This window comes from Mycobacterium gordonae (assembly GCF_001417955.2).
Taxonomy (GTDB): Bacteria; Actinomycetota; Actinomycetes; order Mycobacteriales; family Mycobacteriaceae; genus Mycobacterium; species Mycobacterium gordonae_B.
In genome coordinates, this window is record NZ_LKTM01000340.1 from 1 (window position 1) to 20,250 (window position 20,250).

Sequence of the window (20,250 nt, forward strand, 5' to 3'; positions counted from 1 at the left end):
CCCATCTTCGGAAGACCTCGACCCCTATCCCGACAACGACGCGCCGAGCACCCCTACACCCTCATCTGCGAAGAGCCTGATTAGGACCCACCCGTTATCACCCACAATTGGAATCCATTCAGGATCCTCGATACCCTCGGGTAGCAAGTCGTCAAGCGGCTGGGCGGTGAAGCGCGCAGTGTCGCGCCGGATAGTGGACATTCCCTTGCCCAGCCTCTGCAGGTTTTCGTCCACGACGTAGACGACGTCCTCGACAGCAACCATTGTGGGCTCCGCCTATGCGGCGAGCCGATGCTTGTCTGCGTAATTAATAGCAGCGCGCACTTGAGCGATGCTCAGCCCGTAATCGGCAGCGAGATCCTCGACTGACTCGCCAGCTTTATTCATCCCAGCAATGGTCGCCACAGCGACTCGGCGTCCCGCGATTGTGGGCTGACCGCTCAGCCGCTGTGGGTTGATCACAATTTCGGGAAAATCTTCATCAGCCGGCAGCTCGGCGACGTAGCTTTCCCCGCGCTCATCGATCCCGAGTCTCGCCCTTTCGATAAGTGGCCAACCGTCGCCCAGCAGCATTTGACCAGTCCGCACAACCATCTGTGCGTCATCGAGTCCCACTTCGGCGCCGCCAATAACAAGGTCAGTCGCCTCCGCCGATAGGTAAGGGCGCAAATGAGCTAGCGGATAATCGATTTGATAAGTGTCGCGAAGGGCTTGAATAGCTGAGCGTAGCCGCCGCGTCTTAACCTGCTCGCGAAACTCAGCAATGATCCGCGCTTCCACGAATTCACCCCACGTCACCCATTCGGTGTCCCGCGCCTCCACTCGAAGAATTGGCTTATAGTCGACTCCACCCCGCTCGTACCCGTTGATCCACCGTTTCGCCGTCCCGTTCCGCAACCCGATGATCCGATCGACCTCGGCGTACAGATACACCTCTCGGTCCAGCATTGGTATAGCTACCACGCGCGACAGCATGACACACAAGTAGCACCCGGTTCCGACACGCGGCCCAACGTGATCTCAGGCACTTCGTTAGTCCGCGCCTCCGACACCGAGCGGATCACTGCAGCGGCAAACCCGGGCATGCCCACCGGCTCACGTCAAATAATTTGCCCGCACCCTCTACGCCGGGCGGCGTTGCCAGCGGCTAGGTCCGGACGAGGCGCTGCCTGTTCGCCCGACGCGAGAACAAAAGTCGTCACCTCCGCGCGTCCGCTCTCACGACGCGAAGCGACGACGACTTGTTTCGGTCAGGCCTGACGAATTCACATCGGGAGGCTCACACTCCGCCGAAACCTTCTGCGGCACAACACGAAACATCTCGACAGCACTTTCGATGTCGCCGAGGGTCATCCGCCACTTCCTACCGACTTTTCGCCCTTGTAGCTTGCCCGCCCTCAGTTGAGCGGCCAACCATTTCTCCGACACGCCGCCGATTCGCTGGGCGGCCTCGGCAAGATCATATGTCAGCGGCCCAGTCAAGATGGATCCCGTGTCTTTATGAAACCTGTTGCGAGACACGCTGTCCTCACACGAACCGAATGACATCGATTGCCCAAGAGCGTAATCGATGCCGAGAGTTCCATGCATCTACGCTAAGCCCTGGATTCGCTTAACGCGACATCGCTCGCGAACCAATTTTCCGCGCCAGGCGACGTCACGTGGTGGACGTACGCCCGATCTCCAATCGAACGCTGATGGCACTGGCGGCCGCCTGCGCGCTGCGGCGGTCCAGGTGCCCGTACGTCCCCACGGTGGTCTCGATCGACTCATGCCCTAGATGTTGCTGCACGACAGCCAGCGGCACGTTATCAGCGATCATCCACGAGGCACAGGTGTGCCGCAGGTCGTGAATCCGAGGCGTCTTGCCGAGCGCCGCCCGTTTCACGGCCGGCGCCCACACCCGTCGAGTGAACCCCTGCGCGCGAACGTAGTCTCCGACCCGATTAGTGAAGAGCCACTCGCCGGAGTAGTCCAGCTTCGCAAGGGCACTATCGGCGACGTTGATGGTGCGCACGGATTTAGCCGACTTGGGCGGTCCAAGTCTGACGCCCTCGTCATCCGCCTTCCAGGCCCGGGATATTCGCACAGTGCCTTGCGCACGGTCGACGTCGTCAGGTCGCAACGCGGTCGCCTCGCTCCACCGGGCTCCGGACGCGACGAGGAAGGTTACCAACGGCCGCCAGTACTCGGTGACGGCATTGAGCAGGAGGGCGAATTCGGATTCGGTGAGGAACACCATCTCTCGCCGCTCCCATCGAGGCAGGCGCAGGCCGCGACACGGGTTGACGGAGATGTGGCCGCCCGCAACGGCCGCGTTCATCGCTCCGGATAAGAATCGCTGCTTGTTGGCAATCGTCTTGCCGGATGCACCTTGGTCGAACATTGCATTCACCCACAGCGCGATGTCATCACGGGATAACGCCGCCAGCGGCGTGACGCCCAAGACCGGCGCGATGTCGTTGGTCAGATAGGACCGATAGCGTCGTACGGTCCCGGGCTCGACGCCGGTCAGGTGGTCAATGTGATGGCCGATCCACTCTTCGACCGTCAGAATCGAGCCCGCACGTTCTGTCACAGCCATGACCTCAAGGGCCTTAGCCGGGCCCACCTGGTTGACCAGTTCCCGAAACCGGACCGCCAGCCCGTGGTCATCGAAAGACAGCGACGACTGCTTGCCGTCAACCCTGAAAAGCACCGATGTGTAGGAACTACCGTCTTTGCGGGTGCGCAGTCGAAGCGTCGCCATGCAGGCAGAATACGCCCGATGTTGACCGCTGTGTTGACGGGAGAATTAGCGAAACGCTGTGACCTGCGGTTTCTGGGTGGAGCTAAGGGGACTCGAACCCCTGACCCCCACACTGCCAGTGTGGTGCGCTACCAGCTGCGCCATAGCCCCAAGATGTCGTGCTCATCGAAGCTACACCACCAGCCACACGCGTTCAAAGTCGCTGCTGAGCGCAGTGATATCGCCGGCGATATCAAATCCGCAGACATCCCACCACCTGCAAGAAGGTACTGGTGTGACGTATGTGACGCCAAAAGCTACCCGATCACGGAATTGACCAGCTCCCGGGCCACGGTCTGCACTTCCGCCAGGTGCTCCGCGCCGAGGAACGACTCGGCGTAGATCTTGTACACATCCTCTGTCCCCGACGGCCGCGCAGCGAACCACGCGTTGGCCGTGGTCACTTTGAGCCCACCCAGCGGCGCACCGTTGCCCGGCGCCGTCGTCAGCTTCCCCACGATCGGCTCCCCCGCTAACGACGTGGCGGTGACCTCCGACGCTGACAACCGCGCCAGCCGGGCCTTCTGATCGCGGTTGGCGGGCGCGTCCACCCGGGCGTACACCGGTGCGCCGTACGCGCCCGTCAACTGCGCATACCGCTGTGACGGCGTCAGACCCGTCACCGCCAATATCTCCGAGGCCAGCAGCGCCAGGATGATCCCGTCCTTGTCGGTGGTCCACACCGAGCCGTCGCGCCGCAGGAATGACGCCCCCGCCGACTCCTCACCCCCGAACCCGATGGTGCCGCCGATCAGCCCGTCCACGAACCACTTGAATCCGACCGGCACCTCGACCAGTTCCCGGCCGATGCCCGCCACCACGCGGTCGATGATCGAGGAACTCACCGCCGTCTTGCCGACGCCCACCCCCGCCGGCCACGACGGCCGGTGGGTGTACAGCCGGTGGGTGTACAGATAGTCGATCGCCACCGCCAGATAGTGGTTCGGGTTCAGCAACCCCCCGTCCGGAGTGACGATGCCGTGCCGGTCGGAGTCAGCGTCGTTGCCGGTGGCGATCTGGTACCGATCCCGGTTGGCGATCAGCCCCGCCATCGCGTCCGGCGAGCTGCAATCCATCCGGATCTTGCCGTCGTGGTCCAGCGTCATGAACCGCCACGTCGCGTCGACCAACGGGTTGACCACGGTCAAGTTCAGACCGTGCCGATCGGCGATCGCGCCCCAGTAGTCGACGCTGGCCCCGCCCAACGGATCCGCGCCGATGCGCACACCCGCCGCGCGGATCGCGTCGATGTCGACCACATTGACCAGGTCGTCGACATAGGCACTCAGATAGTCATGGCGCTGCACCAGACCCAGAGCCCGCGCCAACGGCACCCGCCGCACCGAGGACAAATCCCGCAGAATTTCGTTGGCGCGCTTGGCAATCAGGCCCGTGGCGGCACTGTCGGCGGGACCGCCGTTGGGTGGGTTGTACTTGAAGCCCCCGTCTGCCGGCGGGTTGTGTGACGGCGTGACGACAATCCCGTCGGCCAGCCCCTCGGTGCGGCCCCGGTTGTAGGTCAGGATGGCATGGCTGATCGCCGGCGTCGGCGTATAGCGGTCCCTCGAATCGACAACGGCCACAACGTCGTTGCCAGCGAGCACCTCCACCGCCGACACCCAGGCCGGCTCTGACAACCCATGCGTGTCGCGGCCGATGAACAACGGCCCGGTGGTCCCCTGGGCCGCGCGGTACTCGACGATCGCCTGAGTCGTCGCCAGGATGTGCGGCTCGTTGAACGCACCCTTCAGCGCCGAACCCCGATGACCCGAGGTGCCGAACACCACCTGTTGTGCGACGTCGTCGGGATCGGGCGTGATCGTGTAGTACGCCGTCACCAGGTGCGGCAGGTCGACGAGGTCTTCGGGCTGGGCCGGCTGACCGGCTCGCGGGTTGGCCATGGTGACCAATTCTGCCCGCAAGCCCCAACACGTTTTAGGCTGCGTAGGCGCACAGTTGGCAGACCGGAAGGAAACAGCCCGTGGCACGGCCTGACTATCGCGAGTTGGCGGCCATCTTCGCCGGCGGTGCGCTCGGTTCGCTGGCCCGAGCCGCCCTGGCCACCCTGGCCGTCCCCGATCCCGGGCGCTGGCCCTGGCCCACCTTCGTGGTCAACATCCTCGGCGCGTTCCTGGTGGGCTACTTCACCACCCGACTGCTGGAACGACTACCCCTGTCGAGCTATCGGCGCCCGCTGCTCGGCACCGGATTGTGCGGTGGCTTAACCACTTTCTCCACCATGCAGGTCGAAACCATCAAGATGGCCGAACACGGTCACTGGGTGTTGGCCGCCACCTACACCGTCGTCAGCATCGTGCTGGGACTCGTGGCGGTATACCTGGCCACCGCCCTGGTACGCCGGGTGCGCATCCGATGACGACGGCCCTGGTCTGGCTCGGAGTCATGCTCATCGGCGGCATCGGTTCGGTGACGCGGTTTCTGGTGGACCGCACGGTGGCTCGGCGGGTGGGCCGCCCGTTCCCCTACGGCACGCTGACCGTCAACATCACGGGCGCGGCGCTGCTGGGGTTCCTCACCAGCCTGGCGCTGCCCAAGGACGTGTCCCTGCTGATCGGCACCGCGTTCGTGGGCGCCTACACCACCTTCTCCACCTGGATGCTGGAAACTCAGCGCCTCGGCGAAGAACGCCAGCTGCTGGCGGCGTTCGCCAACATCGCCGTCAGCGTTCTACTCGGACTGGGCGCGGTGCTCGTGGGACAACGGATCGCGGGGCTGATATGAGCGAGAAGAGCCTGAAGCTCACCGCCTATTTCGGCGAGCGGCAGCGCGCCGTCGGCACACCGCGGCGCTTCCTGGCCGACGAAATGCTGGACCTCTTCGGGGCACGCGGCGTGGCGACGAGCGTGATGATGCGCGGAGTCGCCAGCTTCGGGCCCACCGGCGGCCTGCACAGCGACGTTTCGCTCAGCCTGTCCGAGGACCCACCGGTGACGATCGCCGCCGTCGACGTCGAATCCAAGATCCGTGGCCTCGTCAACGACGTCACCGCCATGACCGGCCATGGGCTGGTCACACTCGAACGTGCGCGCCTGATCACCCGCGACAGCGGCACCGACGCGTTCAGCGAAATCGACAGCAGAACCGGAGACGGCGCCAAGCTGACCATCTACGTCGGCCGGCAGGTGCGCGTCGCCGGAAAACCGGCCCACCTGGCCGTCTGCGAGTTGCTGCACCGCCACGGATTCGCCGGCGCCACAGTGCTTCTCGGTGTGGACGGCACCGCGCACGGTCAGCGAGAGCGGGCCAGGTTCTTCGGCCGCAACGTCAACGTGCCGCAGATGATCATCGGCATCGGGCTGCCTCCGCAGGTGTCGGCCGCCGCCACCGAGCTCGCCACTGTGTTGCCCAACCCGCTGCTGACCATCGAGCGGGTACGGCTGTGCAAACGCGACGGCGAATTGTTCGCCCGTCCACAAGAGCTTCCGCCCACCGACAGCCAGGGACGCACACTGTGGCAGAAGCTGATGGTGCACACCGCCGACGGCGAACGCGATGACGGGCAGCCGATCCACCGCGCGATCGTGCAACAACTGATGCGCTCCCGCACGGCCCGGGGAGCGACCGTGCTACGCGGCATCTGGGGCTTTCATGGCGATCATAAACCGCACGGCGACAAGCTTTTTCAGCTCGCTCGCAAGGTGCCGCTGATGACCATCGTGGTCGACACCCCCGATGCGATCGCCCGCAGCTTCACCATCATCGACGAGCTGACGGCCCGCCACGGACTGGTCACCAGCGAGATGGTCCCGGCGGCCACGTCACTGGACGGCACGCCGCGCGCACCTGAGACGCCGCTGGCCGAGTACGACTACTGAATCCATTCGTCTGCCAGAGTCGAAATCCATTCGGGCACAGCGTCGGCACTGTCCGGTGGCGCCTGCACCAGTACCAGCTCGTCGACGCCGAGCTCGGCCAACGCACCGGCATCGGCTGCCCGGGGTGCTGCCAGGGCCACTGCAACCCGCACGCCCGCCCGGTCACGACCCGATTCCTCGAGCAACTTCTCGAGCCGGCCGATCCGGTGCCGAACCTCGTCGATCCCGTCGAGGTTGAAGCCGTACCAACCATCGCCCCAAGCGGCGACACGGCGCAGCGCGGCGTCGCTGTTGCCACCGACCACAATCGGGATGCCTTTTTCGGCAACAGGTTTGGGATTAACCCGGATCGAGTCGAAGGCGACGAACCGCCCAGCGAAGGACGCGACGTCCTCGCGCCACAGCGTGCGCATCGCGGCGACGTATTCCGCGGTGCGCGCAGCGCGTCCTTCGAACGGCACCCCGAGTGCCTCGAACTCCTCCCGGGACCACCCGACGCCGATGCCCAGCGTCAGCCGGCCGCCGCTGAGCCGGTCCAGACTGGCCGCCTGTTTGGCCACGATCACCGGGTTGTGCTCGGGTAGCAGCAGCACACCGGTCGCCAGCCGGATCCGCGACGACGCGGCCGCGGCGAAGCTGAGCGCGATCATGGGATCCAGCCAATCCGCCTCCGCGGGAACGGCAATCGCGCCGCTGTCGGAGTACGGGTAGCGGGACGTGGAGTCGTCCACCATCACGACGTGTTCGCCGGCCCACAGCGTGGCAAACCCGTGGTCCTCGGCCGCCGAGGCCACGGCGTCGATCACCGTCCGGTCAGCGCCAGGCCCGATTCCCAACGCATGCAATCCCAGCTGCATGCAGCGATCCTCTCACCTGCGGACCGCGGGCACGATCGATCAGTAGTGGTAGGTGTCCGAGGGAGCCGGCGAGTGCACCTGTTCGTCCTCGAATTCCGACGCCACGATCCCGTAGGACCGGGCCAGGTCGAGGATCTTGGTGGCGCGGGCGATACGGGGCAGGTCCGACCCGTTGCGGATCTCTCCCCCGTCCCGCTCGAACTCAGCGAAAAACTCTTTCGCCCAACCGATTTCGTCCTGCGACGGGGACAGGCCCTCGTTGACGACGGCGCACTGGTCCGGCGACAGGCAGATCTTGCCGGTCATGCCGAACTCGACGGACACCGCGGTCGCCTCGATCAGCTTGAGCGGATTGGAGCCGATGGTCGGGCCATCGATCGCGCTGGGTAGGCCCGCCGCCTTGGCGGCGATGGTGAACCGCGACCGCGCGTAAGCCAGCGTGGCCGGCTCTTCGCCGAAGCCGGTGTCACGCCGGAAGTCGCCGATGCCGAACGCGAGCCGGAAGGTGCCCTTGGCCGCCGCGATCTCGGTGATGCGCTCGAGTCCGCGGGCCGTTTCCACCAGCGCGACGATCGGCACGTTAGGCAGGCGCTTGGCGGTCTCGGTGACGTGGTCGACCGATTCGACCATCGCCAACATCACCCCGCCGACCGGGGTATCGGCCAACCGCGCGAGGTCGTCGGCCCACCAGGGCGTGCCGAAGCCGTTCACCCGAACCCAGTCGTTCTTGTCGGCGCCCAACCACCGCACCACGTTGTCGCGGGCACTCACCTTGTCTTTGGGCGCCACCGCGTCCTCGATGTCGAACACCACGATGTCGGCGCGCGAGTGCGAGGCCGCCTCGAATCGGTCGGCGTGCGTGCCGTTGACCAGCAGCCAACTGCGGGCCAGAACCGGATCGATGCGTGAGCCGACGTCGGCGGGATCCGTCGCGTCGAAATTCGCTTGGTCATACATTGCGTGCTCTGCCGCCTTCTCGTGCCGGTCGGTGTCGGACTAGTCGCCCATTACCGTAGCGACACCCGCCACGAAGCAACCAGACCTCCCCTTCATCGCGGACGCGCGTGAAAAAGCGCTGGTAGCGGGTGTGCGCGCGCCGCTCGGCCCGATCGGCCGACAGGACTGGCGTCATGGTGTTGGATGGCGGGGTGGGAGATATCAGCCGCAGTCGGACCATAGCGGCGCAGCCGCAGGCGATTTGGGATGTCCTCGCCGACTTCGGAGCGCTGAGTTCCTGGGCGGACGGCGTCGACCACTCGTGCATCCTCAACCACGGGCCCGACGGCGGGCCGCTGGGCACCACCCGCCGGGTTCAGGTGGGGCCGAACACCTTGGTGGAGCGGATCACCGACTTCGATCCGCCCGTGACCCTCGCCTACGACATCCAAGGACTGCCGGCCCGGTTGCGCCGGGTCGCCAACCGCTGGACACTGCGCCCGGTGGGTGCCCAGACCGCCGTCGCCCTGATCAGCACGGTCGAGGTCGGGACCGGTCGGCCGGCCCGCATGGCCGAATGGGTGGCGCTGCGGGTCCTGGCCAAGCAGTCCGATGCGCTGCTGGCCGGCCTGGCACAACGAATGGAGAACGCGCATGTCTGACCGCCCCGACATCGTCATCGTGATGACCGACGAAGAGCGGGCGGTGCCGCCGTACGAATCGGACGAACTCCTGGCCTGGCGACAGCAGACGCTGACCGGCCGGCGCTGGTTCGACGAGCACGGCGTGAACTTCACCCGGCACTACACCGGCTCGCTGGCCTGTGTGCCGAGCCGTCCGACGATCTTCACCGGCCAATACCCCGACCTGCACGGGGTCACCCAGACCGACGGCATCGGCAAGCGTTTCGACGACTCGCGGCTGCGCTGGCTGCGCGCCGGCGAGGTGCCGACGCTGGGCAACTGGTTCTGCGCGGCGGGATACGACACCCACTACGACGGCAAGTGGCACATCTCGCACGCCGACCTCGAGGACCCGGCGACCGGCGGGTCGCTGGCAACCAACGATGACGACGGCGTCGTCGACCAGGCAGCGGTTCAGCGCTACCTCGACGCCGACCGGCTCGACGCCTACGGCTTCTCGGGCTGGGTTGGCCCCGAGCCGCACGGCGCCGGGAACGCCAACAGCGGCTACCGCCGCGACCCGCTGATCGCCGATCGGGTGGTTGCCTGGCTGGAAGACCGCTACGCCCGCCGGCGTGCCGGCGACGCGGCCGCCCAACGCCCGTTCTTGCTGGTGGCCAGCTTCGTCAACCCACACGACATCGTGCTGTTCCCGGCCTGGGTGCGGCGCAGCCCGATCCAGCCCTCCCCGCTGGACCCGCCGCAGGTGCCGCCGCCGCCCACCGCGGATGAGGATCTGTCCACCAAGCCGGCCGCGCAGATCGCCTTCCGCGAGGCCTACTACTCCGGGTACGGCCCGTCACCGGCCATCAGCCGGTCTTACAAGCGCAACACGCAGCGCTACCGCGACCTGTACTACCGGCTGCACGCCGAGGTGGACACACCGATCGACCGGGTCCGCCGGGCGGTCACCGACGGCGGCTCCGACAATGCGGTGCTGGTGCGCACCTCCGACCACGGTGACCTGCTCGGTGCGCACGGCGGGCTGCACCAGAAGTGGTTCAACCTCTACGACGAGGCCACCCGGGTGCCGTTCGTGATCGCCCGCATCGGTGCGAACGCGACCGGGGCGCGCAGCGTGGCGGCTCCGACGTCGCACGTCGACCTGGTGCCGACGCTGCTGGGCGCGGCCGGCGTCGACGTCGAAGCGGTGGCGAAACAACTAGCCGAGTCGTTCTCCGAGGTGCACCCGCTGCCCGGCCGCGACCTGATGCCGGTCGTCGACGGCGCGCCCGCCGACGAGGACCGCGCCGTCTATCTGATGACCCGCGACAATGTGCTCGAAGGCGACACCGGCGCTTCCGCGCTGTCCCGCCAACTGGGCCGCGACGTGAATCCGCCTGCGCCGCTTCGCATCAAGCTTCCGGCGCACGTGGCTTCCAACTTTGAGGGCCTGGTCGTGCGGGTATCGGACGAGGACGGCGGGTCGGGGCATGTGTGGAAGCTGGTTCGCACCTTCGACGATCCGGCCACCTGGACCGAACCCGGTGTGCGGCATCTCGCGGCCAACGGGATCGGTGGCGAGGCCTATCGCACCGACCCGATCGACGACCAGTGGGAGCTTTACGACCTGACCGCCGATCCCGTTGAGGCACAAAACCGTTGGACCGACCCCGACCTGCACGAGTTGCGGCAGCACCTGCGGATGCAGCTCAAGCAGGCCCGGGCGTCGTCGGTGCCCGAGCGCAATCAGCCGTGGCCGTACGTCAACCGGCAGCCTCCGACTGGTGAGTCCGAGGGTCTGGTGCGCCGGGTGCTGGGGCGCTTCAAGTAGGGCCGTTCGCCGAGATCGCCACAGGGTTCGCGCCGGCGTGCGCATCGCGACCAAGGGTGCAATCTCGCCGATCCGAGGGCGCGGTGTGGGACAGTTCCCTCTGTGCCAGACAGCGTGGCGGTGATCGGGGCCGGTCCCGGCGGGCTCGTCGCGGCGCGCTGGCTACTGGCGCAGGGCTTCGACCCGACCGTTTTCGAACAGGCGCCGACGCTCGGTGGCCAGTGGGCAGGCCTGCAAGGCAGCAGCGGCGTGTGGCCGGCGATGCACACCAACAGCAGCCGGATCGTGACCGCGTTCGGCGACCTGGCACCCGAGGACGGCCCGGCCTACCCGTCGAATCACGACGTCCTCGCCTACCTGCACCGCTACGCCGACATGTTCGAGGTCACGCCGCGTATTCGGTTCGGCACGCGTGTCGACCGGCTCCGGCAGGTGAACAGGGGCTGGCTGCTTCGCCACTCCGGCACCGACGAACGTTTCGATCGCGTCGTCGTGGCCCCCGGCCGGTTTCATGTGCCGGCTATCCCGAATGTTCCTGGGCTGGCAGGCTTTTCCGGCTATCTCGGTTGCGCGTCCACCTATCACTATCGCGGGCCTGCGCGTTACCAGGGTAGCCGTGTGTTGGTCGCCGGCGGTGCGATCAGCGCCCTCGAGGTCGCGACGGAGCTCGCCCAGAGCGGTGCCGCTCAGGTGACGGTGACGCAGCGACGGCAGCGCTACGTCCTGCCGAAGTTCGTGGCCGGCGTGCCGTCGGATCACCGGATGTTCACCCGCTACCACGCCTTGGCCGGCGAATCGCTACCACCGGACGAATTCGACTGCCTGATAGAGCAATTGGTGATCGATGCCGGCGGAAACCCGGCGGACTACGGGGCACCGGCACCCGATCCGTCGATCGCCGTGGCCGGCCTCACCTTGAACGACGGGTATCTGCCGCTGGTCGCCGCGGGCCGAATCACGTTGCGGCCGTGGATAACATCGGTCACGGAATCGCGCGTGACCTTCGCCGATGGACATGCCGAGGAGTTCGACGCAATCCTGTTCGGCACCGGCTACCGGCTGAGCCTGCCGTTCCTCGATGAGGCCATCAAGGCGGTGCTCAACGCCGGCAGTACCTCCTTCGACGCCGACCGCTACACCTTCCACCCGGATCTGCCCGGGTTGGCGTTCGTGGGTCTGTGGGATCAGTCCGGCGGCTACTTCGTGCCACTGGAGCTTCAGGCCCGGTGGATCGCATACACCTGGGGCGGCGCGATCCCCGCTCCGGCCGAGCCCATCCGGCGGATCGAAGCCGGCGGAGGCAAGACACGCATGGACCGCGTCGCGCTGACCTTCGCCCGCGCGGCCGGAGTGGAGCCGCAGCTGGACAACTGGCCGCAATTGCGGCGCGCGCTGCTGTTCGGGCCGCTGGCACCGAGTTCGTTCCGGCTCGAAGGCCCCGATGCCCGACCCGACGCGCCAGAGCAATTCGCCCGCGACGCCGCCGCGTTCGGGGCGATTACGTGACCTGAGCCCGGCCGGCCCGCAATTCAGGTGGTCGCGCGTTGCTGGCGCGCCGCGTAGAGGATCGAGCCTGCGGTCTGGAACGGCACCGTGTCGCGGTGGGCGGTGGCGATGGGCAGGTCGGCGGCCCGGCGCAGCATCATCAACGCCAGCGTGCCGTTGGTGGAGTACGGCACGATCAGGACGTTGGCCAGCGCGTCGGCACCCGTCACCGTCATCACGTGCTGCTGCTTGTGCTGCCAGCCCTGCCAGTTCAAGTCGGGCGGTCGTTGCAGCGGCGGCCAGTTGACGGCGATGTTCGTGATCTCACCAAGTCGCGCCCGCAGCGCCAGGATGAGCTCGGGTAACTCAACGCCGATCCGGTCGGTCCGTGGCCACCAGGCCCCGTCGATGTCATTGCCCAGCTCGTTCGCCAGAGTGAGACGTATCGGGGTGGACTGGCGTCGCATCCCCAGCGAAGGGTTGACGGTGCTCACCGGGGCTCTTCCTTCATGCTCGGCATCGTCCGTCCCGCGGGTGCGGGACGACGGAGGAATCGCATTGCCCTGAGGCACGGCCCGTAGCTGGCTACTGGTCACCATCGCTGACAACGAAAAGGCTCGCGCCTGACGCTACGCCACCACCCGGGCACTTCCACCGCGGGCCATGAATAGGGATCGGCGACGATCACCTGCGCACATAGTGGAGGATGGGTGCATGCCCACAGACAATTGGTGCGATGCACCCGAGATTCATCCATCGGAGATCCGGGTAGGTGACACCATTGGCACGGTGGACTCCGAACATCTCCCTTACCAGGTCAAGATGATCAGTACCCCGCAGGCCGGATCGACGAGGTGGACCTTTTTCGGTCGCGACAAGAACGGCCGGGACCACTCCAGCACCTTCCGGGAAGGCCAACTGGTTCGCCGGTACGCCAAGGCGTCGTAAACAAGGGACCGATAAGTCAGATGCCGAAATTTTCGCTGCCCGAAGAAAAACCCGAGGGCCTGGCCTCTCCGGCGACGGCCAAGATCATCAAGTACTCGGCCAAGGCGCACGTGGCGGTCTTCAAGCTGACCAACGGCCGCATCGGCAACAAGTGGCGCATCGGCGCCGGCTTCGACAAGCCGGTGCCGACCCTGCTTCTCGAGCACCGGGGCCGCAAATCGGGAAAACTGTTCACCACTCCCCTGCTCTACATGCGCGACGGGGACGACTTCGTCATCGTCGCCTCGCAGGGCGGCCACCCCAAGAATCCGCAGTGGTACTTCAACCTCGTCGCCAACCCCGACACCCGTATCCACGTGAAAGGGCAACGCAATCTTGAGGTTTCGGCGCATGTCGCTTCGCCGGAGCAGCGCGCCGCGTTGTGGCCGCGGTTGGTCGATCTCTACGCGGACTTCGAGAAGTACCAGCGGTGGACGGACCGGGAGATCCCGGTGATCATCCTCTCGCCGCGTTAGCGGTCAGCCGGAACAGGGCGCGGTCCAGCGTCGGCAGGATCTCGGTGATCGGGATTTCTCCGGCGGCGAAGCGTGCGACCAAACCGTATGCGAGGTTGGACACGATCGGCGGCAGCTCCTCGACCAGATCCGGTTCCGCACCTGCGAGCACGGCCATCGCGGCGGGTATCACCGCATCCAGACCGCGGCTGACGAGACGTTGCCCACCCGGCGCCGACCGCGCGCGGAAGTAGGCGCGCAACATGTCGGGATGACGTTCCCAAGGCTCGAAAATGGTCCGGAAAACCTTCGTCAGGCCGTCGTATACGGATTCGCCGGGTTCAGGTGTCTGCGAGGCCAGACCGGCATACCGGTTCTCGTCCATCCAGCGTTGCAGGGCGGCCAGAATCAACGCGTCCCTGGTGGGGTACCGCTTGTAGATGGTGGTCAGCGAGGTGCGCGCACGCTTGGCGACTTCGCGCAGTTGCACGGCGTCATAGCCCTCGGTTTCCAGGATCTCGACGACGACATCAAGGATGGGGTCGGATTCCTCGGTCACAACCTCAGCGCTAACCACGTCCGCCCTTGCCTCGAGTCTTGCCCTAACTCAGTAACGGAGTTACTGTACCGGGAGTAACGAGGTTACTCAACGAGGAGGGTGCCGATGCCCGGCCGAGTGGCAGGCAAGGTCGCGTTCGTCACCGGCGCGGCGCAGCGGCCAGGGCCGTAGCCACGCCGTACGACTGGCGCAAGAAGGCGCCGACATCGCCCGTGGACGCGGGAAGTTGCCTGAAGTAGCGAAAGGACCCGCCGTGACCATCACTTCGGACACCGACGTGTATTACGACCCCTACGACGTCAACATCACCGCCAACCCCTACCCCACCTTCGCCCGGCTGCGCGACGAGGCACCGCTGTATTACAACGAGCGCTACAACTTCTGGGCGATCTCCCGGCACGCCGACGTCGAGAAGGCGCTGTCGGATTGGGAAACGTTCTCCAACAGTCGAAGTGACATCCTGGAGCTGATCCAGTCCAAGTTCCCGATGCCGCCGGGTGTGATGATGTTCGAAGACCCGCCGACACACACCGTGTTGCGCGGGGTCATGTCGCGGGTCTTCACTCCGCGCCGGATGGCCGCTATCGAGGACCAGATCCGGGCCTACTGCGTCCGGTGCCTGGATCCCCTGGTCGGCTCGGACGGTTTCGACATCATCGCCGAACTCGCGTCCATGATGCCGATGCGCGTCATCGGCATGCTGCTGGGCATTCCCGAGGACGACCAGATCGGGGTGCGCGACGCCAACGACGCCAATCTGCGCACCAAGCCCGGCACGCCGATGAAGGTGGCAGACCCGGACTCGATTGCCGACGGGCGCATCTACGCCGACTATGTGGACTGGCGCGCCAAGAACCCGTCCGACGATCTGATGACCGCGTTGCTCAATGTCGAGTTCGAGGACGAGAGTGGCGTGACACGCAAGCTGACCCGCAAGGAAGTCCTGCACTACACCCAGGTCGTCGCCGGCGCCGGTAACGAGACGACGGGCCGGCTGATCGGCTGGCTGGCCAAGGTGCTCGCCGAGCACCCCGATCAACGCCGGGAAGTCGAGCAGGATCGTTCCCTGTTGACGCGCGCGGTGGATGAGACGCTGCGGTTCGAGCCGACCGGCCCGCACGTCGCCCGCTACACCATCCGCGATTTCGAGGCCTACGGCACCACCGTCCCGGCGGGCAGCGCCGTCCTGCTTCTCTTCGGGTCCGCGAATCGGGATCCGTTGCGCTACAGGGATCCTGACACTTTCGACCTGCACCGGGACAGCATCTCGCACCTGACCTTCGGCAAGGGCGTGCATTACTGCCTGGGGGCCAACCTGGCCCGGCTGGAAGGCAGGGTCGCCCTCGACGAACTGCTGAACCGGTGGCCCGAATGGAACGTCGACTACGACAGCCTCAAGCTCGCGCCGACGTCGACGGTGCGTGGCTGGGAGCGGCTGCGCATCGTCTTCGCCTGAAACGTCAAGCTAATCCAGCGATCCCGGCCAGCTCGTCCAGGCTTCGCAACGACTCGTCGCGCGGCGCTGTCTCCAGCCCGAGCAGAACCCGCTCCACCCCCAGCGGCCCGTAACCCTCCAGGGTCTGGGCCGTGGCGTCACCCCACTGGCAGACGGTCACCGGAACGTCGGGACCGGCGATCGCACGCAGCTCCTCGAGCGGACCCGCCAGCAACTCCGGCGTCGGGGTTATCGCAATCCATCCCGCGTTCAGCGCCGCGATCCGCTTGAAGCTCGCCGGACCGCCGCCGACGTAAATCGGCGGATGAGGCTTGCTCACCGGCTTCGGCCAGCTATAGATCGGGTCGAAATCGACGTGCTTCCCGTGGAATTCGGCCTCCTCCCGTGTCCAGATCTCGATCATCGCGCGTAGCCGTTCATCGGAGACCCGGCCACGTACCGCGGGATCGACGCCGTGGTTGGCGACCTCCTCGCGCAGCCATCCCACGCCGACACCGAAGATGAATCGGCCGCCCGACAACAGGTCCAAAGACGCGACTTCCTTGGCAGTCACGATCGGATCCCGCTCCGGGACCAGAGCGATTCCGGTGCCCAGCAGCAGAGTTTCGGTGGTGACCGCCGCCGCGGTCAACGCCACGAACGGGTCCAGCGGTCGATAGTACTTCCGGGGAATCGGGCCACCGCTGGGAAAAGGGCTGTCATGGTTGACGGGGATGTGGGTGTGCTCGGCAAGAAACAGCGAATCAAAGCCGCGCTGCTCGAGCGCGCGGCCCAGCTCGTCGGGCCTGATGCCCTCGTCGGTGCTAAAAGTCAGAACCCCGTAGCGCATGTCGTTCCCTCTCGCCGCGTCCACTCTGACGTGAAGACCTCCTGGTGGGAATTAATTCCTGACCGCGGCGGTAGAACAACGCATGAAGCTCAACGACGCGGCACGTGAACTGATCGGCAAGGGCGCCGACGCCACCCTGGTGACCCTCAATCCCGACGGCAGCCCCCAGGTGAGTGTGGTGTGGGTTGCGCTGCAGTCGACGCCGGACGGAGACGAACTCGTCACCGCCCATCTGGCCGAACACAAGAAGGTGCGCAACGTCCGCAACGATCCCCGCGTTGCGGTCACCATCGTCTCGACCGATGACCCGCACGGCGACATGCGGCCGTACCTCGCGATCAACGGGACGGCACGCATTGTCGAAGGCGGTGCGCCGGAACTGTTGCGCGAACTCGCGCAGACCCTGTCGGACCCGGCCGTGTTCCCGCCGGCCGGTGCACCGCCGGGATTCCTGACGCGCATCCGCATCGACAAGGTCGGCGGAATCGGTCCCTGGAGCTAATCGGCCGCGGGCGGTAGCTCAGCACGCTTGGCCGGACGCGCCGCACCCCAAAGTCCCACTCCGACACCGACAATCGCGCCACCGAGGCCGATGACCTGTTGTGGGCGCGTCAAGTCGTGATGCACGCTCACCCCACCAAGCAGGTCGGCCGCGTCCGCTCCACCGGACGCCAAGAACCAGCCGCGGGTGTTCTTGCCGCGCAACGCGGCCGTGGCAAGCAACCCGCCGATCAATGCGTCGCGGTATCCCATGGAGCGCAACAGCAGTCGCGCTTGCGCGTCCGGCTGGTGCGGAGTGCCCCAGAGCCGGTTCGCACGGTCGGGGTCGACGAGGAACGAGATCCCCGACGCGAGTCGGATACTGCCGGCAATGAGCGCGGCACGATCGATGGCCATGGCGGCAGCTTAGAGTCTTCCCACACCACAGGAAAAGGAGTCCGGGATGACGTGGCAGATCGTGATGTTCGTCGTGAGCCTGATCGTGGCCGGCGTTGCGGCGCTGGGCTGGCTGATAAGCCGGGAGGACAAGGCCCGCAGCCGCCGCAGGACGGTGGTGTTCGGCGCGCTGGCGACCGCAGTCCTCTTCTTCCTCCTGGGTTGTTTCACCATCGTCGGTACCCGCCAGATCGCGATCGTCACCACGTTCGGCCGGCCCACCGGGGTGAGTCTGAACAACGGATTTCACGGCAAGTGGCCGTGGCAGATGACCCACCAGATGGACGGTGCGGTGCAGATCGACAAGTACGTCAAAGACGGCAACCACGACGAGCGCATCATGGTGCGCCTGGGCAACCAGTCCACCGCCTGGGCGGACGTCAGCATCCGCTGGCAGCTCAAACAACACGCCGCGCCCGAACTTTTCCAGCAGTACAAGACATTCGACAACGTGCGCGTCAATCTGATCGAGCGGAACCTGTCCGTGGCGCTCAACGAGGTGTTCGCCGCGTTCAACCCGCTGGACCCGCAGAACCTCGATGTCTCGCCGTTGCCCAATCTCGCCAAGCGCGCCGCCGACCTGATGCGCAAGGATGTGGGCGAACAGGTCGACATCTTCGACATCAACGTGCCCACCATCCAGTACGACCAGGGCACCGAGGACAAGATCAACCAACTCAACCAGCAGCGCGCGCAAACTTCGATCGCGGTCGAGTCTCAGCGCACGGCCGAGGCTCAGGCCAAGGCCAACGAGATCCTGTCGCGCTCCATCAGCAACGACCCCAACGTGGTCGTCCAGAACTGCATCACCGCCGCGATCAACAAGGGCATCAGCCCGCTGGGTTGCTGGCCTGGCACCACCGCCATGCCCACGGTCCCCGTCCCCGGACGGTAGGCACCAGCGGGAGCCACCCATGAGAGGGTGGTTCCTCATGGAGATCCCGTTCGCCGACATAGTCCGCGGCCGATTCGGTGCCCGCAGGGGTCACCGAGCGCCCGCGTTCGACCTCGTGCCGGCCCTCGAGGACATCGAGGACGACGAGACCAAAGCCACCGATGCCGCCCTGGACACCGTCGACCTGCCGTCGGCGGACCCCGCCCTGCTGTTGCAGAAGATGGAAAACCGGCTGGTGCGCAACCACCTGGCCAACCCTGACGTACTCAGCGACGAGCAACTGCGCAGACTGCGCTACATCCTGAACTTCGCCCGGCTGGCCGACTTCGAACCGGGGGTGGCGGGCCCGGGTGGCACCCGGGGCCGTGGGGACATCTCGGTCGGCGCGGAAATCGGACCGTGGCGATCCAGGGTCGTCGATGCGTTGTTCGCTCCGTTGCGCGAGGAACCCGACCAGGTCAAGGCGTTGACGGCGGCACGCGAGGTGTTGGCCGGCCTGGCCGACGACCAGGACGACCAGCGACAGGTACTCATCGATCGCCACCGCAATGACTTCTCGTCCGCCGAACTCGACGCCGAGGTGGGCTACAAGAAGCTCGTCACCGTGCTCGGCGGCGGTGGCGGCGCCGGCTTCGTCTACATCGGCGGTATGGCGCGCCTGTTGGAAGCCGGCCAGGTGCCCGACTACATGATCGGCTCGTCGTTCGGGTCGATCATCGGCAGCCTGGTCGCCCGCGAACTTCCGGTGCCGATCGAGGAGTACGTGGCCTGGGCCAAGACGGTGTCCTACCGCGCCATCCTCGGGCCCGAGCGGGTGCGGCGCCGCCACGGGATGGCCGGCCTGTTCGCGCTGCGGTTCGACCAGTTCGCGCACGCCCTGCTCAGCCGGGAAGACGGCGAGCGCATGCGGATGTCGGATCTGGCGATTCCGTTCGACGTCGTGGTCGCCGGAGTTCGCCGGCAACCGTACGCGGCGCTGCCCTCACGGTTTCGCCGCCCCGAGCTGGCGGCTTTACAACTTCGCTCACTTCCCTTCCGCCCCATCGGAATCGGGCCATTGGTGGCGGCCCGCATGTGGCAGGTCTCGGCGTTCATCGACCTGCGGGTGGTCAAGCCGATCGTGATCTCCGGCGACGATCCGGCACTCGACTTCGACGTCCTCGACGCGGCGTCCTTCTCCTCGGCGATTCCCGGTGTGCTGCACCACGAGACGAGCGACGCACGGATGCTGCCACTGCTCGAGGACCTGTTCGCCGAGCGGGATATCGCGGCGCTGGTCGACGGCGGCGCGGCCAGTAACGTACCCGTGGAGCTGGCCTGGAAGCGCGTGCGCGACGGCAAGATCGGCACCCGCAACGCTTGCTACCTGGCGTTCGATTGCTTTCATCCGCAATGGGATTCGCGACATCTGTGGCTGGCCCCGATCCTGCAGGCGATCCAGCTGCAGATGCTGCGCAACCTGCCCTATGCCGACCATCTCGTCCGCTTCGAGCCGACCCTGTCGCCGATCAACCTCGCCCCGTCCACCACCGCGATCGACCGCGCCTACCGGTGGGGGCGCGCCAGCGTCGAGCGGGCGATTCCGGTGACATCGGCGTTGTTGTCGCCGACCTGGTGGGTGGGCGACACGCCCGCGGTTCCCACCGCGCACCCGCAGGAACACGCCAAGTCGGTGGCATCGTCGATGAGCTCGGTGATGGCGGCGATTCAGTCTCCGAGCGGTCGCCTGTCCCGCTGGCGCAACCGCCACCTGACCTGAGACGGTCCGCCCGGA

23 protein-coding genes, 1 tRNA gene and 1 pseudogene are annotated in these 20,250 nt (G+C 66.3%); 13 read left to right on the plus strand and 12 right to left on the minus strand.

Translation table 11 applies throughout. The features are described 5' to 3' along the window. Positions 1-24 precede the first annotated feature (24 nt). The 6 genes from AO501_RS24260 to pgm all read right to left on the minus strand — a co-directional run bounded on the left by AO501_RS24260 (position 25) and on the right by pgm (position 4,689). Positions 25-264 carry a hypothetical protein gene (locus tag AO501_RS24260; RefSeq protein WP_055580134.1) on the minus strand — a complete coding sequence of 80 codons (240 nt, stop codon included), beginning with the start codon at positions 262-264 and terminating at the stop codon, positions 25-27. A gap of 12 nt (positions 265-276) precedes the next feature. Further along, the gene (locus AO501_RS24265; protein ID WP_055580135.1) at positions 277-975 is read right to left on the minus strand and encodes a DUF433 domain-containing protein; all 699 of its coding nucleotides are present in this window, start codon (positions 973-975) and stop codon (positions 277-279) included. 243 nt (positions 976-1,218) lie between these two features. Next, positions 1,219-1,482 carry a helix-turn-helix domain-containing protein gene (locus AO501_RS36280; RefSeq protein ID WP_082658821.1) on the minus strand — a complete coding sequence of 88 codons (264 nt, stop codon included), beginning with the start codon at positions 1,480-1,482 and terminating at the stop codon, positions 1,219-1,221. A gap of 175 nt (positions 1,483-1,657) precedes the next feature. After that, complete coding sequence (locus AO501_RS24270; RefSeq protein ID WP_055580136.1) at positions 1,658-2,749, minus strand: tyrosine-type recombinase/integrase; 1,092 nt, start codon at positions 2,747-2,749, stop codon at positions 1,658-1,660. A gap of 77 nt (positions 2,750-2,826) precedes the next feature. Continuing rightward, positions 2,827-2,899: transfer RNA gene (locus tag AO501_RS24275), tRNA-Ala, on the minus strand. A 146-nt stretch (positions 2,900-3,045) separates the two neighbouring features. Next, positions 3,046-4,689, minus strand: coding sequence for a phosphoglucomutase (alpha-D-glucose-1,6-bisphosphate-dependent) (pgm, locus tag AO501_RS24280; RefSeq protein WP_055580137.1), 1,644 nt, complete (start codon positions 4,687-4,689; stop codon positions 3,046-3,048). Between the two features lie 80 nt (positions 4,690-4,769). Between pgm and crcB (AO501_RS24285) the strand changes: the two genes are divergently transcribed. The 3 genes from crcB (AO501_RS24285) to AO501_RS24295 are packed head-to-tail and all read left to right on the plus strand — an operon-like array spanning position 4,770 to position 6,624. Next, positions 4,770-5,165, plus strand: coding sequence for a fluoride efflux transporter CrcB (gene crcB / locus AO501_RS24285; protein WP_055580138.1), 396 nt, complete (start codon positions 4,770-4,772; stop codon positions 5,163-5,165). Further along, on the plus strand, positions 5,162-5,530 hold the full coding sequence (crcB, locus tag AO501_RS24290) for a fluoride efflux transporter CrcB (protein ID WP_055580139.1): 369 nt from the start codon (positions 5,162-5,164) through the stop codon (positions 5,528-5,530). Before crcB (AO501_RS24285) ends, crcB (AO501_RS24290) begins: the two co-directional genes overlap by 4 nt. Then, the gene (locus AO501_RS24295) at positions 5,527-6,624 is read left to right on the plus strand and encodes a DUF190 domain-containing protein (protein ID WP_055580140.1); all 1,098 of its coding nucleotides are present in this window, start codon (positions 5,527-5,529) and stop codon (positions 6,622-6,624) included. The genes crcB (AO501_RS24290) and AO501_RS24295 overlap by 4 nt, the downstream gene beginning before the upstream one ends. On the opposite strand, the gene AO501_RS24300 is transcribed toward AO501_RS24295, so the two are convergent. Further along, positions 6,618-7,481, minus strand: a complete 864-nt coding sequence (locus tag AO501_RS24300) for an LLM class F420-dependent oxidoreductase (RefSeq protein WP_055580141.1) — start codon at positions 7,479-7,481, stop codon at positions 6,618-6,620. The genes AO501_RS24295 and AO501_RS24300 overlap by 7 nt on opposite strands. 39 nt (positions 7,482-7,520) lie before the next feature. Then, positions 7,521-8,438, minus strand: coding sequence for an HpcH/HpaI aldolase/citrate lyase family protein (locus AO501_RS24305; protein WP_055580142.1), 918 nt, complete (start codon positions 8,436-8,438; stop codon positions 7,521-7,523). Positions 8,439-8,611: 173 nt separating this feature from the next. On the opposite strand from AO501_RS24305, the gene AO501_RS24310 reads away from it, so the two are divergent. The 3 genes from AO501_RS24310 to AO501_RS24320 all read left to right on the plus strand — a co-directional run bounded on the left by AO501_RS24310 (position 8,612) and on the right by AO501_RS24320 (position 12,380). Next, the gene (locus tag AO501_RS24310; RefSeq protein ID WP_055580143.1) at positions 8,612-9,079 is read left to right on the plus strand and encodes an SRPBCC family protein; all 468 of its coding nucleotides are present in this window, start codon (positions 8,612-8,614) and stop codon (positions 9,077-9,079) included. Next, the gene (locus AO501_RS24315) at positions 9,072-10,874 is read left to right on the plus strand and encodes a sulfatase-like hydrolase/transferase (RefSeq protein ID WP_055580144.1); all 1,803 of its coding nucleotides are present in this window, start codon (positions 9,072-9,074) and stop codon (positions 10,872-10,874) included. Before AO501_RS24310 ends, AO501_RS24315 begins: the two co-directional genes overlap by 8 nt. A gap of 102 nt (positions 10,875-10,976) precedes the next feature. After that, positions 10,977-12,380: a flavin-containing monooxygenase gene (locus tag AO501_RS24320; RefSeq protein WP_055580145.1), complete on the plus strand. Its 1,404-nt coding sequence runs from the start codon at positions 10,977-10,979 to the stop codon at positions 12,378-12,380. Positions 12,381-12,403: 23 nt separating this feature from the next. Here AO501_RS24320 and AO501_RS24325 read toward each other — a convergent pair whose 3' ends face one another. Beyond that, a complete protein-coding gene (locus AO501_RS24325; protein ID WP_055580181.1) occupies positions 12,404-12,826 on the minus strand; it encodes a DUF5994 family protein in 423 nt (140 codons plus the stop codon). A 247-nt stretch (positions 12,827-13,073) separates the two neighbouring features. Between AO501_RS24325 and AO501_RS24330 the strand changes: the two genes are divergently transcribed. Together AO501_RS24330 and AO501_RS24335 are read left to right on the plus strand one after the other, a co-directional pair. Then, a complete protein-coding gene (locus tag AO501_RS24330) occupies positions 13,074-13,307 on the plus strand; it encodes a hypothetical protein (RefSeq protein ID WP_055580146.1) in 234 nt (77 codons plus the stop codon). A gap of 20 nt (positions 13,308-13,327) precedes the next feature. After that, complete coding sequence (locus tag AO501_RS24335) at positions 13,328-13,822, plus strand: nitroreductase family deazaflavin-dependent oxidoreductase (protein WP_055580147.1); 495 nt, start codon at positions 13,328-13,330, stop codon at positions 13,820-13,822. On the opposite strand, the gene AO501_RS24340 is transcribed toward AO501_RS24335, so the two are convergent. Next, positions 13,803-14,360 carry a TetR family transcriptional regulator gene (locus AO501_RS24340; RefSeq protein ID WP_055580148.1) on the minus strand — a complete coding sequence of 186 codons (558 nt, stop codon included), beginning with the start codon at positions 14,358-14,360 and terminating at the stop codon, positions 13,803-13,805. The two genes, AO501_RS24335 and AO501_RS24340, sit on opposite strands and share 20 nt — an antisense overlap. A gap of 105 nt (positions 14,361-14,465) precedes the next feature. Between AO501_RS24340 and AO501_RS40805 the strand changes: the two are divergent. Together AO501_RS40805 and AO501_RS24345 are read left to right on the plus strand one after the other, a co-directional pair. Further along, a pseudogene (locus tag AO501_RS40805) lies at positions 14,466-14,568 on the plus strand (SDR family mycofactocin-dependent oxidoreductase); the annotation flags it as partial. Between the two features lie 45 nt (positions 14,569-14,613). Then, positions 14,614-15,816 carry a cytochrome P450 gene (locus tag AO501_RS24345; protein ID WP_055580149.1) on the plus strand — a complete coding sequence of 401 codons (1,203 nt, stop codon included), beginning with the start codon at positions 14,614-14,616 and terminating at the stop codon, positions 15,814-15,816. A 4-nt stretch (positions 15,817-15,820) separates the two neighbouring features. Here the strand turns inward: AO501_RS24345 and AO501_RS24350 are convergent, their stop codons facing one another. Then, complete coding sequence (locus tag AO501_RS24350) at positions 15,821-16,645, minus strand: LLM class F420-dependent oxidoreductase (RefSeq protein ID WP_055580150.1); 825 nt, start codon at positions 16,643-16,645, stop codon at positions 15,821-15,823. Between the two features lie 82 nt (positions 16,646-16,727). Between AO501_RS24350 and AO501_RS24355 the strand changes: the two genes are divergently transcribed. Further along, the gene (locus AO501_RS24355) at positions 16,728-17,147 is read left to right on the plus strand and encodes a PPOX class F420-dependent oxidoreductase (protein WP_055580151.1); all 420 of its coding nucleotides are present in this window, start codon (positions 16,728-16,730) and stop codon (positions 17,145-17,147) included. On the opposite strand, the gene AO501_RS24360 is transcribed toward AO501_RS24355, so the two are convergent. Then, entirely contained in the window at positions 17,144-17,542 is a 399-nt protein-coding gene (locus AO501_RS24360; RefSeq protein WP_055580152.1) for a DUF4267 domain-containing protein, read from the minus strand. The two genes, AO501_RS24355 and AO501_RS24360, sit on opposite strands and share 4 nt — an antisense overlap. 46 nt (positions 17,543-17,588) lie before the next feature. On the opposite strand from AO501_RS24360, the gene AO501_RS24365 reads away from it, so the two are divergent. Both AO501_RS24365 and AO501_RS24370 read left to right on the plus strand, forming a co-directional pair. Further along, the gene (locus AO501_RS24365) at positions 17,589-18,476 is read left to right on the plus strand and encodes an SPFH domain-containing protein (RefSeq protein WP_055580153.1); all 888 of its coding nucleotides are present in this window, start codon (positions 17,589-17,591) and stop codon (positions 18,474-18,476) included. 37 nt (positions 18,477-18,513) lie between these two features. Continuing rightward, on the plus strand, positions 18,514-20,235 hold the full coding sequence (locus tag AO501_RS24370; protein ID WP_055580154.1) for a patatin-like phospholipase family protein: 1,722 nt from the start codon (positions 18,514-18,516) through the stop codon (positions 20,233-20,235). The last annotated feature ends 15 nt before the right edge of the window (positions 20,236-20,250 follow it).

Coding starts and splice junctions, on each gene's coding strand:
- AO501_RS24365 (WP_055580153.1), top strand. CDS start 17,589: ATGACGTGGCAGATCGTGATGTTCGTCGTGAGCCTGATCGTGGCCGGC.
- pgm (WP_055580137.1), bottom strand. CDS start 4,689: ATGGCCAACCCGCGAGCCGGTCAGCCGGCCCAGCCCGAAGACCTCGTC.
- AO501_RS24270 (WP_055580136.1), bottom strand. CDS start 2,749: ATGGCGACGCTTCGACTGCGCACCCGCAAAGACGGTAGTTCCTACACA.
- AO501_RS24300 (WP_055580141.1), bottom strand. CDS start 7,481: ATGCAGCTGGGATTGCATGCGTTGGGAATCGGGCCTGGCGCTGACCGG.
- AO501_RS24260 (WP_055580134.1), bottom strand. CDS start 264: ATGGTTGCTGTCGAGGACGTCGTCTACGTCGTGGACGAAAACCTGCAG.
- AO501_RS24355 (WP_055580151.1), top strand. CDS start 16,728: ATGAAGCTCAACGACGCGGCACGTGAACTGATCGGCAAGGGCGCCGAC.
- AO501_RS24350 (WP_055580150.1), bottom strand. CDS start 16,645: ATGCGCTACGGGGTTCTGACTTTTAGCACCGACGAGGGCATCAGGCCC.
- AO501_RS24335 (WP_055580147.1), top strand. CDS start 13,328: ATGCCGAAATTTTCGCTGCCCGAAGAAAAACCCGAGGGCCTGGCCTCT.
- AO501_RS24325 (WP_055580181.1), bottom strand. CDS start 12,826: ATGCGACGCCAGTCCACCCCGATACGTCTCACTCTGGCGAACGAGCTG.
- crcB (WP_055580139.1), top strand. CDS start 5,162: ATGACGACGGCCCTGGTCTGGCTCGGAGTCATGCTCATCGGCGGCATC.
- AO501_RS24360 (WP_055580152.1), bottom strand. CDS start 17,542: ATGGCCATCGATCGTGCCGCGCTCATTGCCGGCAGTATCCGACTCGCG.
- AO501_RS24305 (WP_055580142.1), bottom strand. CDS start 8,438: ATGTATGACCAAGCGAATTTCGACGCGACGGATCCCGCCGACGTCGGC.
- AO501_RS24295 (WP_055580140.1), top strand. CDS start 5,527: ATGAGCGAGAAGAGCCTGAAGCTCACCGCCTATTTCGGCGAGCGGCAG.
- AO501_RS24310 (WP_055580143.1), top strand. CDS start 8,612: ATGGTGTTGGATGGCGGGGTGGGAGATATCAGCCGCAGTCGGACCATA.
- AO501_RS24330 (WP_055580146.1), top strand. CDS start 13,074: ATGCCCACAGACAATTGGTGCGATGCACCCGAGATTCATCCATCGGAG.
- AO501_RS24370 (WP_055580154.1), top strand. CDS start 18,514: ATGGAGATCCCGTTCGCCGACATAGTCCGCGGCCGATTCGGTGCCCGC.
- AO501_RS24315 (WP_055580144.1), top strand. CDS start 9,072: ATGTCTGACCGCCCCGACATCGTCATCGTGATGACCGACGAAGAGCGG.
- AO501_RS24265 (WP_055580135.1), bottom strand. CDS start 975: ATGCTGTCGCGCGTGGTAGCTATACCAATGCTGGACCGAGAGGTGTAT.